Source organism: Streptomyces sp. NPDC001068 (assembly GCF_042897315.1).
In the GTDB taxonomy this organism is placed as follows: Bacteria; Actinomycetota; Actinomycetes; order Streptomycetales; family Streptomycetaceae; genus Streptomyces.
Genome location: NZ_JBIAYD010000005.1, coordinates 60,471 through 84,312 on the forward strand (window position 1 = coordinate 60,471; position 23,842 = coordinate 84,312).

Below are 23,842 nucleotides of genomic sequence, written 5' to 3' on the forward strand. Positions count from 1 at the left end.
CCTCAAGGCGTCGTCCGCCGCCCGCCGCCCACGTACGGCCGGTACTGCTCCGTGCCGTGCGCCAGCCAGCCGGCGATGGTCTCGGCGATCGGCTGACCGGTGTCCATCTCGACGAAACCGAACTGGCCCGACTGGTTGCACTCCAGGAACCACCAGATGCCGTCGGCGTCCTCCGCGAAGTCGAAGGCACCGTAGGCCAGCTCGGCGTCCTTCATATACGTGTGGACGGCCTCCGCGACTCGGGGCGGCACCTCGGCGGCCTGCCAGGGAGAGACGGACGGGGCGAAACGTACGTCCACGTCGTCGGGGTGCGCGTCCGGGCTCACCGGCTTGCGGGCCGCCAGCAGCCGCTCGCCGACCACCGTCAGCCGGATGTCGGCGCGCTTGGCCACCCGCCGCTGCAGCAGCGTCGGCCCGAACGCCACCGCCGAGAAGTCGGCGTCCGGCGCCACCCGGCTGGTCGGTACCGCCCGCGGCGGCTCCTGCGGATGCGCGCCGGACACCGGCTTCACCACCAGGTCCGGGAAGCGCTCGGCGAACTCCCTGGCCGCCTGCGGGAACGTGGTGATCAGCGTGGCGGGCACGGCGAGCCCGCTGCGCTGGGCCAGTCGCAGCTGCCACGGCTTGTGGCGGGCCCGGCGGGCCGCGTCCGGATGGTTCATCCAGCGCGCGTCGGTCCCGCGCAGCATGCCGTACAGCGCCTGTTCGGACTCCTCGGTCAGCCAGGCGGAGGGCTGGGCGGCCCGGGAGGCCGCCGCTCCGGGCCTGCGCACCCAGACGGAGCGGAGGCCGTGCATGCTCACCAGGCGCCCGTTCACGGACAGGTGTCCGCGACTCGCGCCCTGCACGAACTCGCCCGACAGGGCCACACCACTGGTCAGATCGGCGGGATCGAGGCGGACGACGGGCACTCCGGCCTCGTGCAGCCGGAGGACCACCATGTCCGCCGTCACGTCCTCGTCACTGGTCAGGATGAGCACGGTCATCGTCGGGGTCCGTGATCAGTCGTCGAAGTGCGTCTTGGAGCCCGCGGTCGAGGTCGTCGTCCCCAAGGCTCTGAGCGTTGCGTGATCGGTGGCTGCGATCCGGCCATCGAGGAGAACGTTCAACTGCAGTCCGGAGTCATACGCGTACGGAGTGGTGACGTCCAACTGCACTGCGGGGCGTGCGTAGTTGAGCGCGAACGGTTGCATGGTCTCTCCCTGTTTCGTTCTTCCATGCACTTATACGATTCGAACGCGTGGTTGGTTTCCTTACTCTGCGTAATCTCAGTCCTAATTAAGGGCTCGTTAAGGAACCAGCCGGAAATCAGCGGCGAATCGTCCCCGCCCGTGGCCGATTTCACATGCCCGTCCGGCATGTGACGGCGTCAGATGCCCACGATGGTCCGGGATGTCTCCAGGGTCTGTTCGGCGTAGCCCCGTCCGAAGAGCACGGTATGCACCAACAGGGGGAACAACTGGTGCACGCCCACGCGCTCCGCCCAGCCGGCGGCCAGGGGGGCGACTTCCTGGTACCCCGCCAGAACCAGGTCAAGGTAGGGGCAGCCGAACAGGCGGAGCATCGCGAGATCGGTCTCGCGGTGCCCGCCGTGCGCCGCGGGGTCGATCAGCCGGACCGCGCCGTCCGCGCCCCACAGGACGTTGCCGTTCCGCAGGTCTCCGTGCAGCCGGGACGGCACCTCGGGCGGGCCCGCCAACTCCGGCAGCCGCTCGCAGACATGCTCGACCACCGCGGCCTCCCCGGGCCGCAGTGTCCCGCGGTCGACCGCCGTCCGCAGATACGGCAGTACGCGGTGCTCGGCGTACCAACTCGGCCAGTCGGTGCCCGGTTCGTCGCGCATCGGGGCGAGACCGATCCACGCGTCGCGCGGGCCGCCGGGCGGCGCCGCCCCGAAAGCCGGTGCCCCGGCCGCGTGCAGGGCGGCGAGGGACCTGCCGAAGCCCGTCGCGGCCTCGGCGTCCGGGCGTCCGGCGGGCACCAGTTCGGTCACCAGCCACCGCTCGTCCCGCCCCAGCACCTGGGGTACCGCGACCGTCCCGGCGGCGGCCAGCCAGCGCAGCCCGGCCGCCTCGGCGGACGTGGCGCCGGGCCCGCCGCCACGCTTGGCCATCACCGTGCGGCCGCCCGCGAGCGTCACCTCCGCGAGGCCGCCCGACCGGGCCCGCACGGCCGAGACCGGCCGCCCGGTGAGCCGGGCGACCGCCGCGCCGGGGCCTTCGTTCCCGGTCACGGCCACCAGACCGGAGGCGGCCCGGGCTCAGGAGCCCCAGGTGCCCTGGTCGACGGCGCAGTTCCACCCGGTGCCGTGCAGGGCGAACTTCACCTTGTACGTGTGGGTGTTCAGCAGGTGCGTCTGCACCTTCACGCCGAGGCTGGTCTTCTTCTTCAGTGTCGTCGTGTACACCGACACCGTCTTGGACGTCTTGTGGCTGACCTTGCCGCCCTTGGCCGTGGCGGTGCCGAAACGGATGTTCTTCACGTCCGTGACGGTGAACGTGACCTTCTTGAAGCTCTTGCTCGCGCTGGTGTTCTTCACCGCGAAGGTCAGGCCGCCGTTGGTGACCCATCCGCTCGAGTTCACGTAGAAGCGGCTCGGATAGACGATGTTCACCGGGCAGCCGGTGCTCCGTGCCGCCCCGGCCTGCGCGGACGCGCCGGTGGCGAGGCCGAGTTGGGCGGCGGTGACGACGCCGGCGGCCGCCAGGACGCCGAAAGACGTGCGCATGCGGTTCACTGTGGTGATACCTCCCCCTGCGGTACTCAACGGACCGTAGAGGAGAATCCCACCTCCCCGGCCGGAAAGCACGCGCATTTCCGCCGTGCCACCCGCCTTGTTACGAAGGCCCGCGGCCGGGCTCCGACCGGTCCGGGGCGATCCGCCCGATCGCGTTGCCCAGCAGCTCGGTGAACCACACGGTGCCGTCCGGGGCGGTCGTCAGCCGGAAGGGCGACTTGTCCGGCCCGGCCGGCACCGGTACGAGGCCGAACGCGCCGTCCGCCGACACCCGGCCGACGCGGCCGGACCGGTCGGTGAACCACACCCGGCCGTCCGGCCCCACCGCGATCCCGCCGGGGTCGCCGTCCGGTCCCGGCAGCGGGAACCGGGTGACACGGCCGGTGCCGTCGATGCGGTCGACGGAGGCCGCCCCGGACGCGGTGAACCACATCCCGCCGGGCCCGGCGACGATGTCCTCGGGGAAGTCCGCGCGGCTCGGCAACGGGAACTCGGTGATCCGGCCGTCGGTGCCGATCCGCCCGATCCGGCCGCCGGACAGTTCGGTGAACCACAGGGCGCCGTCGGCACCGGCCGCGATGCCGTACGGGAGGGCGGCGGCGGTGGGCAGCGCGAACTCGGTGATCCCGCCCGCCGTCGTGATCCGGCCGATCCGGTCGGCCCCCGGTTCGGTGAACCACAGGGCGCCGTCGGGTCCGGGGGTGATGCCGGCGGGTGCGCTCGCGGCCCGGGGCAGGGCGAACTCGGTGACCGTGCCGGAGGTGGTGATCCGTCCGATGCGTCCGGCGGCCTGTTCGGTGAACCAGAGGGCGCGGTCCGGCCCGGCGGTGATGGCGAAGGGGGCGCTGCCCGGGGTCGGGGTGCGGTGGTCGGTGACCGTGCCGTCCGCCGCGATGCGCCCGATCCGGGCGGCGCCGGACTGGGTGAACCACAGCGCCCCGTCCGGCCCCGCGGCGATCCCCGCGGGGAGGCTGTCGGCGGTGGTGGTGATCGGATACTCCGTCACATCGCCGTCGGCCCCGGCACGGGCGGGCGCCGCGACGGCACTCACGCCGGTCAGGGCGCCGAGCAGCAGGGCGAGCACACGTCGGGGGAGTCGGCACGGCATACGGCGTCCTGATCCTGGTCGGACGTACTGTCAGCCCGACGCTAGCGGTGCCGACTCCGGCGTACGACCGGACCGCTCCGGACGGGGGAGAGCCGGCCGTCCCCGACGGCACGGGCGGATCGGCGCGCACGCCCTCGCGCCGTACCCCGACGGCATCCGCAAGCCCGTCCCGGGCCTCGCCGACAGCGGTGGCGTGTCCTTCCGGTCGGTCAACTGCCCGACCCGCCACCCGTGTCACCACGGCCACCGGCTCAGCCCCGACGAGAACGACGACGCGACGCCGTCCGCCCAGGACACGACGTTCCACCGGACGGCCGGTCCCGCCGACCCCGCCCGGTCCCGCCGAATTCGCCCGGTCCTCGTTCCGCACAACTGCCCGACGCGCCACATCCGCCACCGCGTCCGACTGCCGCGCCTCGACCCCGTCGCCACGAGCGCGGCGCTCGCCGACGCCACGTTCCCCCTCGGCTGCTGACGACGCGACGGGTCCGCCGTGCGCGACACGCCGAGGCGGTCCCGAAATGCCCCCGAATGGTCCTGTGCCGTCGGACGTGATTGAGCCGGCCGAGGGGTGTTGGGCGTGTCGTTGCCACGGATGGGCGGCCTGGATGGTGCCGGGCGTGGCGCTGGCTGACGGTGGTTCATGTCGAGGCCGGGTCGTATCAGCCGATGGAGTATCCGCTGCCCGGCAACGGCGGAAGGACATCGAGATGCGTTCTGCCCGCATGATCCTCACGACGACGGCCGCCACCGCAGCCCTCGCCTTCGCGGCACCCGGCGCCCAGGCCGCGGTCGCGGGGGACCGGGACGACGGAGGCCGTGACAACTCTGCCTACAGCAAGGAGCTCCACCTCGACAGCGGCCACGCCGTACTCGCCGTGGCGAAGCTGAGCGACGACTGGGAATCGGACAGCGGAAACGACAGCAAGTTCGACCCCGAGACCTACAAGGACAAGGGAGACGGCCAGGGGGGCAAGGGCGACGACGAGGGAGGCAAGAGCGACCAGGGCGGCAAGGGCGACCGGGGAAGCGGCTCGGGCCGTGACGAGGGCGGCTCCTGGGGCGACGACGAGGACAACGAGAAGCCGCACGGCGGCATGCACACCGGCGGCGGCGGTCTCGCCACGTCCGGGGTGACGACCGGCGGACTGGCCGTCCTCGGCGTGGCCGCGGCCGGCGCCTACGCGCTGCGCCGCAGGAGGGCCACCGGGTCCGCGTCCTGACGGGCCCGCGCACACGGGAGCCGCGGCCGCAGACCCGTCAGGGTCGCGGCCCCGTGCCCCTCCCGCCGCCTTGCCCAGAAAGGTGACCCCTATGGCAGCCGGCACCTCCCGCCCGAACCCCGACGACCCCGATGCCGACACCCCTGACCGCGAGGACCCGGACGGCACCCGGCGCGCCGGGCGGCTGCCCCTGTGGTGCGCCGCCGCCCTGCTCCTGGCCGTGGCACTGCTCGGCGGACACGGCAGGGCCACCGACGCCACGGGCGACACGCCGGCCGGTACCGCCGACGCCGCCCCCTCGGGCCGCGCCCGTTCGACCGGTGAGGCACTGCCCCGGTCCGCGCCCACCCGGCTGCTCATCCCGAAGATCGCCGTCGACGCCCCGTTCACCACGCTCACCCTCGCCGCGTCGGGCCAGCTGGAGCCGCCGCCCGCCGCCGACACCAACCTCGTCGGCTGGTACGCCGAGGGTCCGGCGCCCGGCGAGTCGGGCACCGCGATCATCGCCGGGCACGTGGACACCAAGACCTCCGCGGCCGTCTTCGTCCGGCTGGACGAACTGGAGCCCGGCGACGGCTTCACCGTGCAGCGCGCCGACGGCACGAAGGCGGACTTCGTGGTCGACAGCGCCGACACCTTCGCGAAGGACGACTTCCCGAGCGACCGCGTCTACGCGGACACCAGCCGCCCCGAGGTGCGCCTGATCACCTGCGCCGGCGACTACGACCACGACGTGAAGGACTACACCGAGAACCTCGTCGTCTTCGCCCACCTCGTCTGACCCGCCGGGACCCGCGTGCGCGCGAGGAGGTCAGACCGCCGGCGCCGGGAACGTCGGGTACTCGACACCGGAGACGTGCTGGACGACCCGGACCACCTGGCAGGAGTAGCCGAACTCGTTGTCGTACCAGAGGTAGAGGATCGCGTTGTCGCCCTCCACCTTCAGGGCGCCCGCGTCGACGATCGACGCGTGGCGCGAGCCGATGAAGTCGCTGGAGACCGCGTCCGGGGCGGTGATGAAGTCGATCTGGCGCTTGAGCGGCGAGGTCAGCGACACCTCGCGGAGGTGGTCCAGGACCTCCTCGCGGGACGCCTCGCGGGCCAGCTGGAGGTTGAGGATCGCGATGGACACGTCCGGCACCGGGACCCGGATCGAGCTGCCGGTGATCCGTGCCTTCAGGTCGGGCAGCGCCTTCGCGACGGCGGACGCGGCACCCGTCTCGGTGATCACCATGTTGAGCGGCGCGGACCGGCCGCGACGCTCCGACTTGTGGTAATTGTCCAGCAGGTTCTGGTCGTTGGTGAACGAGTGCACGGTCTCGACGTGCCCGCGCAGCACCCCGTACTCGTCGGCCATCGCCTTGAGCGGCGGCACGATCGCGTTGGTGGTGCAGGACGCGCAGGACAGGATCTGCTCGTCCGGCTTGATGGTGTCGTGGTTGACGCCGTGCACGATGTTCGGGACGTCGCCCTTGCCGGGCGCGGTCAGCACGACCTTCTCGATGCCGGGGCGCAGGTGCGCGGACAGACCCTCGCGGTCCCGCCACTTGCCCGTGTTGTCGATGAGGATCGCGTCCCGGATGCCGTACTCCGTGTAGTCCACCTGGGACGGGTCGTCGGCGTAGATCACCTTGATCTCGTTGCCGTTGGCGAGGATCGTGCTGCTCTCCTCGTCGACGGTGATCGTGCCCTGGAACTGGCCGTGGATCGAGTCCCGGCGCAGCAGCGAGGCGCGCTTGACGATGTCCTCGCCGCCCGCGCCGCGCACCACGACGGCCCGCAGCCGCAGGCCGTTGCCGGAGCCCGCCTTCTCGATCAGCAGCCGGGCGACCAGGCGGCCGATGCGGCCGAAGCCGTACAGGACGACGTCCCGCGGCTCGCGCCGCTCGATCCTGTCCGCGCCGGTGGCCCCGGCGACCGCCTCGGCGGTGAACGCCTGGACGCCGAGGCCGCGGTCGTCGGCGCGGTAGGTCGCGGCGAGCATGCCGATGTCGATCTGGGAGGGGCCGAGGTCGAGCGTGGTCAGTGCCTGCAGGAAGGGCATCGTCTCGGTGACGGACAGCTCGGCGCCGGCTATCTGACGGGCGAACCGGTGCGTCTTGAGGATGCTGACCACTGACTTGTTCACCAAGGAGCGGCTGTGGAGGAGGACGGTCACGTCCCGCTCCCGGTGCAGCTTCCCGATGATCGGGATCATCGACTCCGCGATCTCCTCGCGGTTCTTCCAGTTGGTGAACGAGTCGTCGTTGACAGTCACAGATCTACTCTCGATCGAGCTAGGTGGCGCTCATATGCTAAACCGGCCGGTCAGTGATCGATCAAGGGGGTCACGGTGTGATGCCGGTCGCGAGGCGCGGAAGGGTTCCCCGGCCCGGAAAAGACCGGTGGCGCCGACCACCGTGCGGTGATCGGCGCCACCGGTCCGGCCCTGGCCGACGGTCGCGTGCCGGGCCCTACCGCGGGTTGAAGACCACGCTCGCGAAGTGGGTGCCGGCGGGCGCGGAGTGACCGGCGGCGACCCGGAGCGCGGTGCCCTTGCACTTCTTCTTGCCGTAGACGACGAGCGCCTTCTTCGTGGAGTTCTGCGGGGCACGCGCCTCCTGCGCCATGTCCAGGCACCTGCGCTCCGGCGGGTTCTCGACGGCGTAGGCCTTGCCCTTGGGCCCCACCCAGACGAACGTCCCGTCGGCCGCGGCGGCGGGGCCGACGGCGATGGCGGTGAGGGCGAGCCCGCCGAGAACTGCGGCGAGCGGACGGCTGAAACGCATCGTGATGTCCTTCGTGAGCGATGAGAGCGATGAGAGCGATGAGAGCGCTGAGAACGATGAGTACGGTGACCCGTCACCATCACACACCGTCACCGCACCCGGACGCTCCGGCGACACGGAAACGTCCCACGTCCGAGGGATGCCCGTCAGCGTGTCGTGACGCTCCGGTCCGGAGGGCAAGTGCGCGGACCGTGACGACGGTTGATCCGCGCCGGTCACCCGTCCGTGTCCGGCGGTCGGCGATTCATCGCCACCGAAGACGGGACATAAGAGTAGATTCCCGACCATCGCTCGCGAGAGGTGTCACGGCGGACGGGGCGGGAGATGGGCAAGGACGACGGCGGCGCGGTGACGACCGGGATCCGCGGCTTCCGCGCGGGCGACGGGCCCCGCGTGGTGGAGGCCTGGCGCCGCAGTGTGCCCGCCGACCCCATCACCGCGGACCGCTTCCGCACCCTGGTCCTGCTCGACCCCAACTTCGATCCGGAGGGGCTGCGGGTCGCCGTCGACGGCGAGCACGTGGTCGGTGCCGCCTACGCGGTACGGCGGCTGACCCCCATGGCCGGCACCGACCTGGAGCCGGAGCAGGGCTGGATCCCCTTCTTCTTCGTCACACCCGAAGCCCGCGGGCGCGGTGTCGGCCGCCGGCTGCTCACCGAGGCCCTCGACTGGCTGCACCGGCACGGCCGTACCCGGGTGGACTTCTCGTCGTACACCCCGAACTACGTCTTCCCCGGCCTGGACGCCGAGGCCTACCCGGAGGCGGCCGGACTGCTGGAGTCGCTGGGATTCCGGCCGCTGTACGAGGCGGCCGCGATGGACCGCGGCCTGGTCGGCTACCGCCGCCCGGACGAGGTCACCCACCGCCTGGAGCAACTGACCGGCCGGGGCTACCGGTTCGCCACCCCGGCCGACGACGACCTGGTGGACCTGCTCGCGCTCGCCGGGCGCCACTTCGGTCCGGACTGGGCGTGCACGATCCGGGCGTGCCTGACCGCGGGCACCCCGCTCGACCGGATCGTCGCCGCCCGCGACCCGGACGGCCGCATGGTCGGCTGGGCGATGCACGGCGCGTTCGACGCGGTGGACGAACGGTTCGGCCCCATCGGGGTGCTGGAGGAGATGCGCGGCACCGGACTCGGCGAGGTCCTCCTCCACCTGGTCCTGGAACGGATGCGGGCGCTGCGCGCGCACTCCGCGTGGTTCCTGTGGACGGGCGCGCAGTCCCCGGCCGGCCACCTCTACCGGAAGACCGGCTTCACCACCACCCGGGTGTTCCGCGTGCTGCGCCGGGAGGCGGCCCCGCGATGACGGAGACCCGTTCCGGCGGCCGGCTGACCCGCCGCCGCCTCGCGCTCGCGCTGCCCCCGGCGCTGCTCGGCACCGGTTGTGCCGCGCCCCGCCTGGGCACCGGGCGGCCCGGTGAGCCGGTCGTCCTCACCCTGCTCTCCCACTACGCGAGCGGCGAGCTGAAAGCCGCCCTGCAGGGCCCGGTGGACGAGTGGAACGCCACCCACGACCGGGTCCGGGTGGCGACCAAGGCCGTCGAGTTCACCGACCTGCTCACCACGTTCATGGTCCGCCAGGCCGCGGGCCAGGGGGCCGACATCCTCCAGCCGTACTGCCTGTGGAACGGCCAACTGGTCCGGGCCGGCGTGCTGCGGCCGGCCCCGGCCCGACACGCCGAGGAGATCAGGCGCGGTTACGGCGCCGCCGCGGTCGGCTCCTCGTCGGTGGCGGGCCGGGTCTACGGCTATCCCACCGAGACGCAGACGTACGCCCTCTACTACAACAAGCGGCTGCTGCGCGAGGCCGGCGTCGACCGGCCCCCGGGCACCTGGCGGGAGCTGGAGCGGACGGCCTACCGCACGGCCCGGCGCGACGGCTACGGCAACACCCTGGTCCAGGGGTTCGGGCTGTCCACCTACGACGACTCCACGACCGTCGGCCAGACCCTGGCGCTGCTGAACGCCGCCGGCGGACGGTTCGTCACCGCGGACGGCCGAGGCACCGCCATCGACTCACCGGCCGGCCGGGCCGTGCTCGACCTCCAGCACCGCCTCGTCGCGAAGGGCGCCAGCGACCCGGGCGTCAACGTCTACAAGGCGTTCGCCTCCGGGCAGGTCGCGATGGTGATCAGCGCCGGCTGGTGGACGGCGAACCTCAAGTCCCTGATGGGCGACGCCTACCGTGATGTCGGCGTGGCCCCCGTGCCGCTGCCCGAGGCGGACGGCCGCCACGCCACGCTCTCCACGGGCTTCATGCTCGGCGTCAACACCGCCAGCCGGCACCCCGAAGAAGCATGGGAGTTCCTGCGCTGGCTCAACACCGAGAAGGTGCGCGGCGCCACCCGGATGAGCGCCCTGCAGGCATCGGTGGGCTCCCTGACCGGCCGCGCCGACGACATGCGGACCCTGCTCGGCACGGGCGGCGACCCGAACCTGCGGCCGTTCCTGGACGCGCTCGGCTACGCGGTACCCGAGCCGAACGGGCCGGGTGCCCAGCAGGCCAAGTCCCTGCTGCGCAAGAACATCGAGGCGCTGTGGACCGGCCGGCAGTCCGTCGACGAGGCCCTGCGCACCACCCGCCGCCAGGTCGACCAGGAGGTGTCGCGCTCATGGTGAACGCCACCCTGACGGCGGAGCCCGCCGAGCAGGCGGCCCGCCACCCGTCCGCCGTCGGCGTCCGCCGCGGCGGACGCGAGGGACAACGCCGTCGCCAGGCCCTCGTCGCCTACCTCTTCCTGGCCCCCACGCTGCTGTTCTACGCCGTCTTCCTGGCCCTCCCGCTCGGCTTCGCGCTGCTGCTGTCCATGTCCCGCTGGGCGGGCTTCGACCTCGGCGACATCGACCCGGTCGGACCGGACAACTTCGCCCGCCTGTTCGCGGACGGGGCGACGTTCCTGACCCCGGTCCTCACCAACACGCTGCTGTTCGCCCTCGGCACCGTGGCCCTCGCGCTGGCGGGATCCGTGCTCGTCGCCACCTGCATCGACAAGCTCCGGTTCCAGGGACTGTGGCGCACCCTGTACTTCCTGCCGATCGTCACGACCGTCGTGGCCGTCGGCAACGTCTGGAAGTACATGTACGAACCCGGCGGCCTCGTCAACGGCGTCCTCAACGGCCTCGGCCTCGGCTCGGTGGCCTTCCTCCAGGACCCGGACACCGCGCTGCCCGCGGTCGTCGTCGTCCAGGCCTGGGCCTCGGTCGGCTCGGCGATCCTCGTCCTGACCGCCGGACTGAAGTCCGTCCCCCAGTCCTACTACGAGGCCGCCGCGCTCGACGGCGCCGGTCCCGTCACCGTCTTCTGGCGGATCACGCTGCCCCTGCTGCGGCCGTCCCTGCTGTTCGTCTGCATCACCCAGTTCCTCACCGGCCTCCAGTCGTTCGCGCTGATCATCGTCATGACCAAGGGCGGCCCCGGCGACGCCACCGACGTGGCCGCCCTGGAGATGTACCGGCAGGCCTTCTCCTACGGCGACTGGGGCACCGCGAGCGCCGCCGCCTTCGTGCTCTTCGCGGTCGTCCTCGCGGTCACGCTCGTCCAGTTGTGGCTCTTCCGGCGCCGGGGGGAGGACGCGTGATCCGCAGGCGGTTCCCCTGGCTGTCGTACCTGCTCGTCGTCACCGGCGCCGTGCTCACCGTGGTGCCGTTCCTCGACATGGTGATGACGTCCTTCAAGGGCGCCGACGAGGCCGGCCGGCTGCCGTACCGGTTCCTGCCCGACGCGTTCGATTTGTCCAACTACCGTGCGGCTGTGCACCAGTTGGACCTGCCGGTGCTCTTCCGCAACAGCGTCGTCGCCACGGGCCTGATCAGCGGCTCGGTGCTGGTCACCTCGTCGCTGGCCGGCTACGCGCTGGCCAAACTCCGCTTCCGGGGACGGGACTTCGTCTTCCGCCTGGTGCTGTCGACGATGATGTTCCCGCCGTTCCTCTTCCTCGTCCCGCACTTCCTGATCCTGGTGCACTGGCCGCTGGCGGGCGGCAACGACCTCTTCGGGCGCGGCGGCGCCGGCCTGACCGTCAGTATCGCCGCGCTCGCCATGCCGTTCCTCGTCAGCGGCTTCGGGATCTTCCTGATGCGCCAGTTCATGATCTCCATCCCGGACGAGGTGCTGGAGGCCGCCCGCGTCGACGGCGCCGGGGAGTTCACCGTGTGGTGGCGGATCGTCGTCCCGCAGACCAAGCCGGTCCTCGTCACCCTGGGACTGCTGACGTTCGTCGACGCCTGGAACGAGTACATCTGGGCGCTGCTCGTCTCGACCGCGAACCCCGACGTGATGACGCTGCCCGTCGGCATCCAGCTGCTCCAGGACTACGTCGACCCGACCCGCACCACGCCGATCGTGATGGCCGGTCTGGTCCTGAGCACCCTGCCGGTCCTGGTGCTCTTCCTCCTGCTCCAGAAGCACTACATCCGCGGTGTGATGCTCAGCGGCCTCAAGTGAACCGCCGATCCCCGCCGTCGACCGCCTCCGCGTCAGGGAGTGGTTTGGTCTGAACCATTGACATGTCCACGGACCAGGGTTTTCAATGCGGCACGTCTACGTATGTCTTCCGACGTTCACGTATGAGGAAGGTCCTGGCATGACGACCCCCCACCCGGGCACAGCCCTGCCCCGCACCCTGTTGAGACTCCTCGCCCTGTTCGCCGTGGTGCTCGGCGTCCAGGCCGCACCCGTCCACACCGCCCGGGCCGCCACGCCCGTCAACGTGATCGCCTTCTACGACGGCACCTACGACGCCGCGCACATCAGCTTCGACCACGAGGCCGCCACCTGGTTCCCGCAGGCCGGCGCCCAGAACGGCTTCACCTACACCCAGACCACGGACTGGAGCCGCCTCAACACCGCGACGCTCGCCAACTACCAGGTGGTCATGTTCCTCGACGACTACCCGCACACCGCGTCGCAGCAGTCCGCCTTCCAGAACTACGTCGCGGGCGGCGGCGGATTCATCGGCTTCCACGTCTCGGCGTACAACGACAACACCAGCGACTGGCCCTGGTACCACAACACGTTCCTCGGCACCGGCACCTTCAAGAGCAACAGCTGGGGCCCCACCGCGGAGACGCTCCAGATCGAGGACCGCTCCCACCCCGCGACCGCGAACCTGCCGGCCACCATCACGTCCTCGGTCAGCGAGTGGTACAGCTGGCAGAACGACCTGCGGCAGAACCCGAACATCGACATCCTGGCCTCGATGGCGCAGTCGACCTTCCCGATCGGCACCGACCCCAACCAGACCTGGTACAGCGGCTACTACCCGATCGTCTGGTCCAACCGCAGCTACAAGATGGTCTACAACAACTTCGGCCACAACGCGATGAACTACGACACCAACACCGCCCTGTCGTCGACCTTCGGCAGCGCCCAGCAGAACCAGCTCCTGCTCCAGGAGATCAAGTGGGCGTCCGGCCAGTCCGGTCCGGTCACCCCGCCCACCGACAAGACCGGCCCCATCCACGGCTACGGCGGCAAGTGCGTGGACGTGGCGGGCGCGTCCAGCGCCAACGGCACCGCCGTACAGCTCTACGACTGCAACGGCACCGGCGCGCAGAACTGGACGGTCTCCTCGTCCGGGACCATCGGCGCGCTCGGCAAGTGCATGGACGTGACCTCGGCGTCCACCACCAACGGCGCCAAGGTGCAGCTCTACGACTGCAACGGCACCGGATCGCAGGTCTGGCAGCCCGGTGCGAACGGCTCGCTGGTCAACCCGCAGTCCGGCAAGTGCCTCGACGCGACCGGGCCCAGCTCGGCCAACGGCACCCGGCTGCAGATCTGGACCTGCGGGGGTTCCGCCAACCAGAGCTGGACACTGCCCTCCTGAACCGTCCTGCGGTACCGGGCCGGGACGCCTCCCCACGGCGTCCCGGCCCGGGCACCCGGACTCAGAACAGGGTGCGCACGGGCGTACCGGCGCTCCAGGCCGCGATGTCCTCGACCGCGTCCCGGTAGAAGACCTCGTACAGGTCCCGGCTCACATACCCGACGTGCGGGGTGACCACGGCGTTCGGCAGGGTGCGCAGCGGATGGCCGGCCGGCAGCGGTTCCCGGTCGAAGACGTCCAGCGCCGCCGACGCGATCCGCCCCTCGGTCAACGCGCCGATCAGCGCGGCCTCGTCGACCAGCGGCCCGCGTGAGGTGTTCACCAGGATCGCCGTCGGCTTCATGAGGCTCAGTTCACGCTCGCCGACCAGTCCCCGGGTGCGATCGCTGAGGACGAGGTGGATGCTCAGCACGTCGGAGCCGGCGAAGAGTTCGTCCCGCGAGACGTGTTCCGCCCCCTTCGCCTGCGCGTCGGCGGGCGTCAGGTTCCGGCTCCAGGCGATGGTCCGCATGCCGAAGGCGCGCCCGATCGCGGCGACCTCGGTCCCGAGCCGGCCGAGCCCGAGCACCCCGAGGGTGGCGCCCCGCAGGCTGGTCCCCAGGCCCTGCTGCCAGCCGCCCCGGCGCACCGAGTCCACCTGCTGCGGGATCAGCCGTGCCGCGGCGAGGATCAGCGCCCAGGTGAGCTCGACCGTCGGGTGCCCGAAGTACCCGGTGCCGCAGACGGTGATCCCGGCCCGGCGCGCCGCGTCCAGGTCGATCGCCGCGTTGACCGGCCCGGTGGTCACGAGCAGTTTCAGCTCCGGCAGTCCGCCGAGCGTCGAGGCCGGGAAGGGCGTCCGCTCGCGCATGGCGACGACCACGTCGAACCCGGCGAGCGCGGCCACGACCGCGTCCTCGTCCTCGAAGGGGTCCTGGAAGACCCGCACGTCGGCCCGGAGCGCATCCCAGTCGGCCAGGCTCAGCGCCACGCCCTGGTAGTCGTCCAGGATCGCGATCCTCATACGGGTTCCTCTCGGTCTCGGCGGACGGGCAACGCGTCCCGGACGAGGGTACGGCGATGGACTCCGGGCGGCCGCGCGACGCGTGCGGCCAGCGGCCGAAGCAGCCCTGGTCCGCCGACCGGCCGATCCGCCGACCGGCCGATCCGCGCGAGGATCCCTTCCGTCAGGTCCGCGTTGCTCGGCGCCGTCTCCGCGCCGGCCTCCGGGCTGCCGGCGAGGGGAGGGTCCCGGATCGGCGGCCCCGTCCGGTGCCCGTCACAGTCCGCGCCACACGTTGTCGAAGGCCGCGTCCTCGATTTCCCGCCGCTGCCGGACGGCGGCCAGTTCCGTCACCGCGCCGTCGACGGCGGCGACCACCGTCACCGTCGCGTCCGGGACGACACTCGCGAGGTTCTCGGGCGTCTCGTCCTGGATGCCGACGGCGGCCGCGAAGGCGGCGAGCACCGGTTCGCCCGACGTCCAGCGCTCCCGCGCCCCGGCGTGCTCGGGGGATTCGGCGGCAGTCGTCCGCCCGGACGGCAGCGGCAGCCAGCGGCGCCGCTCGCGGGTGACCGTCCCCTCTTCCTCCAGTTCGGCCAGGTAGGCGGCGGACAGGCCACGCCCGCGGCGCCACAGCCAGTCCTCGACCGACTCGTACGGCGTGTCGCGCCGCAGCGCCGCCTGCGCCCGATCGAGGAGCCGGTCGCCGGTCTCGCCCCGGGTACCGGGCACGACGAGCTCGTCGTCGAGGGTGACCGCCCCGGCGCCGAGGAGATCGACCAGCTCGGCTCCCGCGAGCGCCAGCGAGAGGTCACCCTGTTCGACGGACCGGCCTGCGGCGTCGTACACGGTGACGATGAACAGGTCCCGGGGTGTGGTCATGTCGGACTCCCCAACAGAGGTGGTGGCAGCGGTATCTGAGGCAATGGTGACGCGGAGGAACGCGTGGCCCGGTGTGGGCGCCACGCAGTCTCTCGTGCTTCGCCCGCGCAGGTGGCTCTTTCCGCCCGGACGCGGCACGTGGCGTGCCGTGGAGGATCCGTGGAGTCGTGGGCCGCGGAGGCCGTGAGCGGGCGTCCGGGGTGCGGGCCGGGTCCCGTGCGCGCGGTAGGCTCGCCTGGCGATCAGCAGGGTGACCGTCGGCGGAGGTGGGTGGGGATGACAGCGGGGGCCGAGCCGTCGTCCGCCGCCGGCGCGGGGGGCCGGGACAGCCGGCTGGGCCCACTGATCATCACCCTCTTCGGACTGTACGCGCGTGGTGAGCGCAACTGGCTCTCCGTGGCCTCGGTGATCCGCCTCATGGCCGACCTCGGCGTCGAGGACCAGGCCGTCCGCTCGGCCGTCTCCCGGCTGAAGCGGCGCGGGATGCTGCGGAGCGAGCGCCACGAGGGCGCGGCCGGGTACGCGGTCGCCGATTCCGCGCTTGAGGTGCTGGCGGAGGGCGACATCCGCATCTTCGAGCGGAACCGGGCGGCGGCCGGCGACGGCTGGCTCCTCGTCGTCTTCTCGGTTCCCGAGTCCGAGCGGGACAAGCGGCACGCGCTGCGCACCGCCCTGACCCGGCTCGGCTTCGGCACCGCGGCCCCCGGCGTGTGGGTGGCCCCCGGCATCCTCGGCGACGAGACCCGCCGCACCCTGCGACGCCTCGGACTGACGCCGTACGTCGACATCTTCACCGGCGACCACTTCGCCTTCGGCGACCTGTCGGCCAAGGTGCGCGCGTGGTGGGACCTGGACGAACTCGGCGCGCTCTACGCGGACTTCCTCGCGCGGTACGCGCCGGTGCGCGAGCGGGTCGCAGCGGGGCCGGTCACGCCGCGGGAGGCGTTCGGGATCTATCTGCCGATGCTCACCGAGTGGCGGCGGCTGCCGTACCGGGACCCGGGTCTGCCGCTGTCCCTGCTGCCGCCGGGCTGGGGCGGCGAGAGCGCGGGCGCGCTCTTCGAGGAACTCGACGGGACGCTGCGCGCACCCGCCCGCGACCACGCCCTGGCGGTCATCCACACGGCCTGAGGGCTGTCCCGTGACCCCCGGCGGGCGCACGACGACAGCTGCGGCACCTCGCAGCGTTGTCGGGTCGCCCGAACACGCCCCCCGGTATGAGGGCGGCCCTGCGCCTTGCGACGCACCGCATCCGACGCCGTGCGCCGACCCACCCGAGGATTGACCGGGGATTACGGGACAGCCCTTGGACGTCAGGGCCTGACCAGCCGCTCCGGCGGGATCACCGCCACCCCGAGGATCTCGATCATCGCCTCCGGCTGCCACAGGGCGGTGCAGCCGATGCCCGCCATCGCCGGGTACACCGGGCCCGCAAGCTCCCGCCACACCTTGCCGATCTCCTTGCCGTGGGCCTGGTAGTCGGCGATGTCGGTGAGGTAGATCGTGACGCTCACCAGGTCCGCGGGCTCACCGCCCGCCGCGCGCAGGGTGGTGAGCACGTTGCCGAACGCCTGGCGGAACTGTTCGACGATTCCACCCGGCACGATCCTCATGTCGGCGTCGAGCGCGGTCTGGCCGCCCAGATGGAGCGTGTTCCCCGCGAGGGTTCCGTGCGAGTAGCCGCTGGGGGCGGGGAGTTCGGGCGGGTTCACGGCGACGGGAGTCATGAGGCCTCCGGTTCGGTGGTGTCCGGCTCCGACCGCACGGCCGGGTGTATTGACAATAAATGACGGCCGTGAAAAATACGAGATAGAGCGTGGTCCTCTCAAGTCCACGGAAACGGAGCCGTTCCATGGAGCCCGACCTCAGCAAGTACCGACTCGAAGGCGACAGCGAGATGTACCGGCTGCCCAGCGGCATCGTCGCGCCCGTCGTCACCAGGGCCGGTCAGGAGGACGTGAACACCGCCGACTCGGGCGGCGCCGTCCGCGTGTCGGGCGTCAGCAGCGGCCACACCCCGGCGCGCCGGCTCTGGTACGGCAAGGTCAGCAACGAACCCGGCTACCGCTCGGTCACCCACCATCACGGCGAGGCCGAGACCGGCGGATACGTCCTGTCGGGCCGGGCCCGGATCTACTTCGGCGAGAAGTTCGAGGACTACGTCGACATGGCGGAGGGCGACTGGGTCTTCGTCCCGCCCTTCATGCCGCACGTCGAGTGCAACCTCTCCCGCAACAGGCCGCTGGTGTGGATGACGACCCGGACCCCGGAGAACATCGTGGTGAACCTGCCCGACGTGGCCGACGCCGACCTGCGCGACTGGCTGAACCGATGACGGCCGCCCCGACCTCCGCGATCGTCACCGCGGCCCTCACCCTCAAGCCCGCCGCACCCGAGCACTTCGACCTGGCGTTCACCGCCACCACCCAGCCCTGCCCGTGGCCCAAGGCCTACGGCGGCGACCTCGTCGCCCAGGCCGCCGCGGCCGCGATCCGCTCGGTGACCGACGGCAAGTCCCTGCACTCCATGCACAGTTACTTCCTGCGCCCGGCCGACATCGGAGCCGAGGTCCGCTACGAGGTGGAGGCGGTGCGCGACGGCCGCGGCTACAGCACCCGCCAGGTGCGCGGCTACCAGAACGGCAAGGTGCTCTACGTCTGCCTCGCCAACTTCGCGGCGGGGGAGCCGGGCGGCTCCTTCCACGCCCGGCCCGACGACGAGATCCCCGCCCCCGAGACGCTGCCCAGTTCGGCCGAGTACCTCGCGGAGCGCGCCGGCGGCACCATGACCGCAGAGTCCAGGGCCTACTGGCGCGGCGGCCGCGGTTTCGACATGCGCCACGTCCCGGGCCCCGTCTACCTCGCGGTCGAGGGCGAGCGACTGCCCCATCAGGCGGTCTGGCTGCGGCCGTTCGACGCGCTGCGGCCCGTCGAGGGGCTCACCGACACCCAGCGCGACCTCGCCGCCCTCGCCTACGTCTGCGACTACACGATCCTCGAGCCGGTGCTGCGGGTCCTCGGGCTGGCCTGGGCCGATCCGGGCCTGGTCACCGCCAGCCTCGACCACGCCATGTGGTTCCACCGCCCCGCACCGATGTCCGACTGGCTGCTGTACGCCCAGGAAGCGGTGGCCGCCGACGCGGGCCGCGGCCTCGGCACCGGACGGTTCTTCACCCGCGACCGCCGTCACCTCGCCACCGTCGTCCAGGAGGGCATGATCCGCCCTGCCTGACCGCCCGCCGCACGCCACCGGCGGGCTCCCGGAAGGAACCCCACGTTGGCTCTTCCGCTCTCACCGACCTCGCACCTGGACACCTTCGCCCGGGACCATCTGCCGCCCGCCGAACTGTGGCCCACGATCGAGTTCAGCACGCCCGAACTGCACTACCCGGACCGCCTCAACGCGGCCACCGAACTCATCGACGCGGCCGTCGAACGCCACGGCCCCGACCGGCCCGCCCTGCGCACCCCGGCCGGCGAGACCTGGACCTACGGCGAACTGCTGGTCCGGGCCAACCAGGTCGCCCAGGTGCTGACCGAGGACCTGGACCTGGTACCCGGCAACCGCGTCCTGCTGCGCGCGCCCAACACCCCCTGGACGGTGGCCTGCTGGCTCGGAGTCCTGAAGGCCGGCGGGGTCGTGGTCACCACCATGGCGGCGCTGCGGGCCCGGGAGATCGCCCCGATAGCCGAACGCACCCGGCCCGCCGTGGCCCTGGTCGACCACCGCTACACCGAAGAGATCCGCACCGTGCTGCCCGGCCTGACCTCAGTCGAGTTCGGCGGCCCCGGCCCCGACGACCTGGTGGTCCGGTGCGCCGCCAAGTCCGGCCGGTTCCGGGACGTGCCGACCGCCGCCGACGACGTGGCGCTCCTCGGTCCCACCTCCGGCAGCACCGGCGTCCCGAAGATCACGATGCACTTCCACCGGGACGTCCTGTCCATCGACAACACCTTCGGACGCCATCTGCTCGGGCTGCGCGAGGACGACCTGGTCGCCTGCACCGCGCCCTTCGCCTTCACCTTCGGCCTCGGCATGCTGATCGTCTTCCCGCTGCGGGCCGGTGCCTGCGCCCTGCTCACCGAGACGGCGACCCCGGGCCAGGTCGCCGACCTGGTCGAGAAACACGGTGTCACCGTCCTCGCGACCGCCCCCACCGCCTACCGGGCGATCGTCCGCGAAGGCAGGGTGCGGCAGCTGAGCGGCGTCCGGGTGGGGGTGTCGGCGGGCGAGCACATCCCGCTCGCCACCTGGCGGGAACTGCGGGACGGCATCGGCCTCGAGGTGGTCGACGGCATCGGCGCGACCGAACTGCTGCACATATTCATCTCCGCCGCCGGCGCCGACATCCGGCCCGGCGCCACCGGACGCCCCGTCCCCGGCTACCGCGCCGCGATCCTGGACGTCGACGGCACCGAACTCGGCCCGGGGGTTCCGGGGCGTCTCGGCGTCATCGGGCCGGTCGGCTGCCGCTACCTCGACGACGGACGCCAGCAGGACTACGTGGTGGGCGGCTGGAACGTCACCGGCGACGTCTTCCACCGCGACGAGGACGGCTACTTCCACTACCACGCCCGCAGCGACAACATGATCGTCTCCTCCGGGTACAACATCGGCGGGCCCGAGGTGGAGGCCGCCATCGACACCCACCCGGACGTCATCGAGTCCGCCGTGGTGGCCCGTCCCGACCCGGAGCGCGGCTCGGTCGTCTGCGCCTTCGTCGTCCTGCGCGAGGGCGTCACCGGGGACCCGGCCAAGGCCAGGGAGATCCAGGACCACGTCAAACGGATCCTGGCGCCCTACAAGTACCCCCGTGACGTCCGCTTCCACGACGTCCTGCCGCGCAACACCAGCGGAAAACTGCAGCGGTTCGCGCTCCGCGAGATCGTCGAAGCCGAAGCGGTCGCCGGGCGGTGAGAGGAACTCCCATGAGAATCGCGATCATCGGCGGTGGTCCCGGCGGGCTCTACCTCGCGGCGCTGCTGAAGCAGCTGGACCCCGCCCACGAGATCACCGTGTGGGAGCGCAACGCACCGGACGACACCTTCGGCTTCGGCGTGGTGTTCTCCGACGAGACACTCGGCGGCATCGAGAACGCCGACACGGTCTTCTCCGAGGCGATGACCCGGCGTTTCGCGCGCTGGACGGACATCGACATCCACTACCGGGGCGAGAGCCACACCGTCGGCGGCCAGGGCTTCGCCGCCATGAGCCGCAAGGAGCTGCTGCACCTGCTGCAGGAGCGCTGCCGCCAGCTGGGCGTCGCCCTGCACTTCTCGACCCCGGCACCGGCGGTCGCCGAACTGCGCGCCGGGCACGACCTCGTCGTCGGCGCGGACGGCGTCAACTCCGGTGTGCGCACGGCCCACGCGGACGCCTTCCGGCCGTCCCTGGACCGGCGCCGCAGCAAGTACATGTGGCTGGGCACGGACCGGGTCTTCGAGGCGTTCCAGTTCTTCGTCAAGGAGACGGAGTGGGGGGTGGTGCAGGTGCACGGCTACCCCTACTCGGACACCGGCTCGACGTTCATCGTGGAGATGCACGAGGACGTCTGGCGCCGGGCCGGCTTCGACGCCACCGAGGACGCGGTGTTCGCGCCGGGCGACTCCGACGAGCGGGCCGTGGCCCGGATCCGGGAGCTGTTCGCCGACGAACTGGGCGGGCACCGGGTGTTCGCCAACAACTCCCGGTGGCTGAACTTCACCACCGTCCGCAACGAGCGCTGGCACCACGGCAACCTCGTCCTCATCGGCGACGCCGCCCACACCGCGCACTTCTCCATCGGTTCCGGGACCAAGCTGGCCATGGAGGACGCTTTCGCTCTCGCCGCCTGCCTGCACGAACACCCCGACACATCCGCTGCGTTGAGTGCCTACGAGAGTGAGCGCCGTCCGGTGGTGGAGTCCACCCAGCGGGCCGCGCAGGCCTCGCTGGAGTGGTTCGAGAACATCGGCATGTACGCGGGCCAGGAAGCCACCCAGTTCTGCTTCAACCTGCTGACCCGTTCACGCCGCATCACCTACGACAACCTGCGCACCCGGGACCGGGAGTTCGCCGACCGCGTCGACGCGGCCTTCGCCGCGGCACAGGGACGGGACACCCGGGCCCCCGCGATGTTCCAGCCGGTCCGCATCGGAGCGCTGGAGCTGAAGAACCGTGTGGTCGTCTCCCCGATGGACATGTACTCCGCCGTCGACGGCGTGCCGGACGACTTCCACCTGGTCCACCTGGGTTCCAAGGCGATGGGCGGGGCGGGGCTGGTGATGACGGAGATGGTCTGCGTCTCGCCCGAGGGCCGGATCACCCCCGGCTGCACCGGCCTGTGGACCGACGAACAGCTCGTTTCCTGGCGGCGGGTCGTCTCCTTCGTCCACGACCGCAGCACCGCCCGCATCGGCCTCCAGCTCGGCCACTCCGGCCGCAAGGGCTCCACCCGCCTGATGTGGGAGGGCATGGACGAACCGCTCCCCGACGGCAACTGGCAGGTGGTGGGCCCGTCCCCACTGCCGTACGGCCCCGGATCGCCCGTCCCCCGCGCCCTCACCCGCTCCGACCTCGACGCCGTCACCGGCGAGTTCGTCGCGGCGGCCCGGCGCGGCGCCGAGGCCGGCTTCGACCTGCTGGAACTCCACTGCGCCCACGGCTACCTCCTCTCCTCCTTCCTCTCGCCGCTCGCCAACCGGCGCACCGACGAGTACGGCGGCCCGCTGCACAACCGGCTGCGCTACCCCCTGGAGGTCTTCGACGCGGTCCGGGAGGTCTGGCCCGCCGAGCGGCCGGTGACCGTGCGGATCTCCGCGACCGACTGGGCGCCGGACGGCAACACCGAACACGACGCCGTGGAGATCGCGCGCGCCTTCGTCGCGCACGGGGCGGCCGCCATCGACGTCTCCACCGGCCAGGTCACCCAGGACGAGCGCCCGGCCTACGGCCGTTCCTACCAGACGCCCTTCGCCGACCGGATCAGGCACGAGGTGGCCGCCGGCAGCGGTGCGGCGGTGATCGCGGTCGGTGCCATCGCCTCCTACGACGACGTGAACTCCATCCTGCTGGCCGGCCGCGCCGATCTGTGCGCCGTGGGCCGCACCCATCTGTACGACCCGCACTGGACCCTGCACGCGGCAGCCGACCAGGACTACCGGGGTCCGGCGGCCTCATGGCCGCCGCAGTTCGAGGCCGGCCGTCGCAAGCCGCCCACCGCGCGCACCGACGCCGTCCGCCCCCGGCTGTCCCTGCTGCGGGAGGACCCGGCGGGGGAGAGCGTGCATCTGAGGTGGAAGCCGCTGGGTGAGGGGCTGCCGGTGGTGGGGTGAGGGCGGCCCGGCGGGGGACCGGGCGTCCGCCCGGTCCTCGTCTCCCGCCGGGCAGCGCGGACCGATCGGTTTTCACCGCCGCGAGGGCCCCGGACGCGTGACGCCACCCATAGGAGCCAGGTCACATCCTATCGGGGGTCGTAGACACGGAACGCGCTGGACGGCACCCAGTCCCGTCCAAAAGGTGCATTTGGTCGCTTTATACGATGTTCCGTAGTACGTCACATCATTGCGCTCGGCTTCGGCGGCCGCTAACCATTGCTCTCGTCGCCGGGAGACGGGCGATGGACCGAGCGGATCCCCGCCGGGTCCGCCCACTCCCGCCGGTTGTACGGGGCTCCGCCCCACGCCGCCGCACCCTGCGGCCGGCGCCGACGCCGTCCCCACCGGAGATTCGCTCACATGACCATGACCACCCGCACCCGCACCCGCATCGCTCGCCTCCGCACCCTCGGCCTCACCGGCCTCGCCACCACCGGCGCCGCGGCGGCAGCCCTCACCCTCATCCCGACGACCGCGCAGGCCGCCGAAATGACGCAGGCGCACACCACCGCGGTCACGGCCTCCAGCAGCGACAGCCAGAAGTCGGGCTACGGGAACAACCTCGACGGCTGGATCAAGCAGTCCCTGCAGATCATGAAGTCCAAGGGCATCCCGGGCAGCTACGACGGCCTCAAGCGCAACATCATGCGCGAGTCCGGCGGCAACCCCTCCGCTCAGAACAACTGGGACGTCAACGCCCAGAAGGGCACCCCTTCCAAGGGCCTGCTCCAGGTGATCGACCCCACCTTCAACGCGTACCACGTCAAGGGCACCGCGAACAGCGTCACCGACCCGGTGGCCAACATCACGGCGGCCGCCAACTACGCCGCCCACCGCTACGGCTCGATCGACAACGTCAACTCCGCGTACTGAGCGCGGCGGTGACTCATCGGGCCGGTTCCCGGCCCGACACGCCGCACCAGGGGCGTGTCGGTCGGGGCGCCGGCGCGCGGC

The 23,842-nt window shown here is 71.8% G+C and carries 24 protein-coding genes; 14 read left to right on the forward strand and 10 right to left on the reverse strand.

The genetic code is table 11. The features are described from left to right. Positions 1 to 2 precede the first annotated feature (2 nt). The 5 genes from tgmB to ACFY3I_RS15415 all read right to left on the reverse strand — a co-directional run bounded on the left by tgmB (position 3) and on the right by ACFY3I_RS15415 (position 3,845). Positions 3 to 986, reverse strand: a complete 984-nt coding sequence (tgmB, locus tag ACFY3I_RS15395; RefSeq protein ID WP_365294809.1) for an ATP-grasp ribosomal peptide maturase — start codon at positions 984 to 986, stop codon at positions 3 to 5. Positions 987 to 1,001: 15 nt separating this feature from the next. Next, positions 1,002 to 1,193 (reverse strand): putative ATP-grasp-modified RiPP, encoded by a 192-nt coding sequence (gene tgmA, locus ACFY3I_RS15400; RefSeq protein ID WP_133024031.1) that lies wholly within the window; start codon positions 1,191 to 1,193, stop codon positions 1,002 to 1,004. Between the two features lie 176 nt (positions 1,194 to 1,369). Further along, positions 1,370 to 2,233, reverse strand: coding sequence for a fructosamine kinase family protein (locus ACFY3I_RS15405; protein ID WP_390860951.1), 864 nt, complete (start codon positions 2,231 to 2,233; stop codon positions 1,370 to 1,372). A 27-nt stretch (positions 2,234 to 2,260) separates the two neighbouring features. Further along, a complete protein-coding gene (locus tag ACFY3I_RS15410; protein ID WP_365294813.1) occupies positions 2,261 to 2,728 on the reverse strand; it encodes a hypothetical protein in 468 nt (155 codons plus the stop codon). Between the two features lie 109 nt (positions 2,729 to 2,837). Then, on the reverse strand, positions 2,838 to 3,845 hold the full coding sequence (locus ACFY3I_RS15415) for a hypothetical protein (protein ID WP_390860952.1): 1,008 nt from the start codon (positions 3,843 to 3,845) through the stop codon (positions 2,838 to 2,840). 154 nt (positions 3,846 to 3,999) lie between these two features. Here ACFY3I_RS15415 and ACFY3I_RS15420 point away from each other — a divergent pair, with 154 nt between their 5' ends. The 3 genes from ACFY3I_RS15420 to ACFY3I_RS15430 all read left to right on the forward strand — a co-directional run bounded on the left by ACFY3I_RS15420 (position 4,000) and on the right by ACFY3I_RS15430 (position 5,849). Continuing rightward, complete coding sequence (locus tag ACFY3I_RS15420; protein ID WP_390861355.1) at positions 4,000 to 4,320, forward strand: AbfB domain-containing protein; 321 nt, start codon at positions 4,000 to 4,002, stop codon at positions 4,318 to 4,320. Between the two features lie 235 nt (positions 4,321 to 4,555). After that, a complete protein-coding gene (locus ACFY3I_RS15425; protein ID WP_390860953.1) occupies positions 4,556 to 5,068 on the forward strand; it encodes a hypothetical protein in 513 nt (170 codons plus the stop codon). Positions 5,069 to 5,159: 91 nt separating this feature from the next. After that, positions 5,160 to 5,849 (forward strand): class F sortase, encoded by a 690-nt coding sequence (locus tag ACFY3I_RS15430; RefSeq protein WP_390860954.1) that lies wholly within the window; start codon positions 5,160 to 5,162, stop codon positions 5,847 to 5,849. 30 nt (positions 5,850 to 5,879) lie between these two features. Here the strand turns inward: ACFY3I_RS15430 and ACFY3I_RS15435 are convergent, their stop codons facing one another. Together ACFY3I_RS15435 and ACFY3I_RS15440 are read right to left on the reverse strand one after the other, a co-directional pair. Further along, positions 5,880 to 7,325: a glyceraldehyde-3-phosphate dehydrogenase gene (locus tag ACFY3I_RS15435; protein ID WP_365294821.1), complete on the reverse strand. Its 1,446-nt coding sequence runs from the start codon at positions 7,323 to 7,325 to the stop codon at positions 5,880 to 5,882. Between the two features lie 196 nt (positions 7,326 to 7,521). Further along, positions 7,522 to 7,836: a hypothetical protein gene (locus ACFY3I_RS15440; protein ID WP_390860955.1), complete on the reverse strand. Its 315-nt coding sequence runs from the start codon at positions 7,834 to 7,836 to the stop codon at positions 7,522 to 7,524. Between the two features lie 324 nt (positions 7,837 to 8,160). Between ACFY3I_RS15440 and ACFY3I_RS15445 the strand changes: the two genes are divergently transcribed. The 5 genes from ACFY3I_RS15445 to ACFY3I_RS15465 all read left to right on the forward strand — a co-directional run bounded on the left by ACFY3I_RS15445 (position 8,161) and on the right by ACFY3I_RS15465 (position 13,669). Next, positions 8,161 to 9,147: a GNAT family N-acetyltransferase gene (locus ACFY3I_RS15445; RefSeq protein WP_390860956.1), complete on the forward strand. Its 987-nt coding sequence runs from the start codon at positions 8,161 to 8,163 to the stop codon at positions 9,145 to 9,147. Beyond that, positions 9,144 to 10,460, forward strand: coding sequence for an ABC transporter substrate-binding protein (locus ACFY3I_RS15450; RefSeq protein WP_390860957.1), 1,317 nt, complete (start codon positions 9,144 to 9,146; stop codon positions 10,458 to 10,460). Before ACFY3I_RS15445 ends, ACFY3I_RS15450 begins: the two co-directional genes overlap by 4 nt. After that, positions 10,454 to 11,419 (forward strand): carbohydrate ABC transporter permease, encoded by a 966-nt coding sequence (locus ACFY3I_RS15455; protein WP_390860958.1) that lies wholly within the window; start codon positions 10,454 to 10,456, stop codon positions 11,417 to 11,419. The genes ACFY3I_RS15450 and ACFY3I_RS15455 overlap by 7 nt, the downstream gene beginning before the upstream one ends. Next, the gene (locus tag ACFY3I_RS15460; protein ID WP_390860959.1) at positions 11,416 to 12,285 is read left to right on the forward strand and encodes a carbohydrate ABC transporter permease; all 870 of its coding nucleotides are present in this window, start codon (positions 11,416 to 11,418) and stop codon (positions 12,283 to 12,285) included. Before ACFY3I_RS15455 ends, ACFY3I_RS15460 begins: the two co-directional genes overlap by 4 nt. A gap of 139 nt (positions 12,286 to 12,424) precedes the next feature. After that, positions 12,425 to 13,669 (forward strand): ThuA domain-containing protein, encoded by a 1,245-nt coding sequence (locus tag ACFY3I_RS15465; RefSeq protein WP_390860960.1) that lies wholly within the window; start codon positions 12,425 to 12,427, stop codon positions 13,667 to 13,669. A 61-nt stretch (positions 13,670 to 13,730) separates the two neighbouring features. Here the strand turns inward: ACFY3I_RS15465 and ACFY3I_RS15470 are convergent, their stop codons facing one another. Next, complete coding sequence (locus tag ACFY3I_RS15470) at positions 13,731 to 14,672, reverse strand: D-2-hydroxyacid dehydrogenase family protein (protein ID WP_390860961.1); 942 nt, start codon at positions 14,670 to 14,672, stop codon at positions 13,731 to 13,733. A gap of 255 nt (positions 14,673 to 14,927) precedes the next feature. Beyond that, positions 14,928 to 15,533, reverse strand: a complete 606-nt coding sequence (locus ACFY3I_RS15475) for a GPP34 family phosphoprotein (RefSeq protein ID WP_390860962.1) — start codon at positions 15,531 to 15,533, stop codon at positions 14,928 to 14,930. Between the two features lie 276 nt (positions 15,534 to 15,809). On the opposite strand from ACFY3I_RS15475, the gene ACFY3I_RS15480 reads away from it, so the two are divergent. Continuing rightward, a complete protein-coding gene (locus tag ACFY3I_RS15480) occupies positions 15,810 to 16,664 on the forward strand; it encodes a PaaX family transcriptional regulator C-terminal domain-containing protein (RefSeq protein WP_390860963.1) in 855 nt (284 codons plus the stop codon). Positions 16,665 to 16,846: 182 nt separating this feature from the next. Here the strand turns inward: ACFY3I_RS15480 and ACFY3I_RS15485 are convergent, their stop codons facing one another. Continuing rightward, positions 16,847 to 17,260 carry a RidA family protein gene (locus ACFY3I_RS15485; protein WP_390860964.1) on the reverse strand — a complete coding sequence of 138 codons (414 nt, stop codon included), beginning with the start codon at positions 17,258 to 17,260 and terminating at the stop codon, positions 16,847 to 16,849. 125 nt (positions 17,261 to 17,385) lie between these two features. On the opposite strand from ACFY3I_RS15485, the gene ACFY3I_RS15490 reads away from it, so the two are divergent. The 5 genes from ACFY3I_RS15490 (at position 17,386) to ACFY3I_RS15510 (ending at position 23,761) form a co-directional block, all read left to right on the forward strand. Then, positions 17,386 to 17,868: a cupin domain-containing protein gene (locus ACFY3I_RS15490; RefSeq protein WP_365294841.1), complete on the forward strand. Its 483-nt coding sequence runs from the start codon at positions 17,386 to 17,388 to the stop codon at positions 17,866 to 17,868. Continuing rightward, on the forward strand, positions 17,865 to 18,764 hold the full coding sequence (locus tag ACFY3I_RS15495; protein ID WP_390860965.1) for an acyl-CoA thioesterase: 900 nt from the start codon (positions 17,865 to 17,867) through the stop codon (positions 18,762 to 18,764). Before ACFY3I_RS15490 ends, ACFY3I_RS15495 begins: the two co-directional genes overlap by 4 nt. Before the next feature lie 45 nt (positions 18,765 to 18,809). After that, a complete protein-coding gene (locus ACFY3I_RS15500) occupies positions 18,810 to 20,450 on the forward strand; it encodes an AMP-binding protein (RefSeq protein ID WP_390860966.1) in 1,641 nt (546 codons plus the stop codon). A gap of 11 nt (positions 20,451 to 20,461) precedes the next feature. After that, positions 20,462 to 22,846, forward strand: a complete 2,385-nt coding sequence (locus tag ACFY3I_RS15505; RefSeq protein WP_390860967.1) for a bifunctional salicylyl-CoA 5-hydroxylase/oxidoreductase — start codon at positions 20,462 to 20,464, stop codon at positions 22,844 to 22,846. Positions 22,847 to 23,254: 408 nt separating this feature from the next. Beyond that, a complete protein-coding gene (locus ACFY3I_RS15510) occupies positions 23,255 to 23,761 on the forward strand; it encodes a transglycosylase SLT domain-containing protein (RefSeq protein WP_390861356.1) in 507 nt (168 codons plus the stop codon). Positions 23,762 to 23,842: the final 81 nt, after the last annotated feature.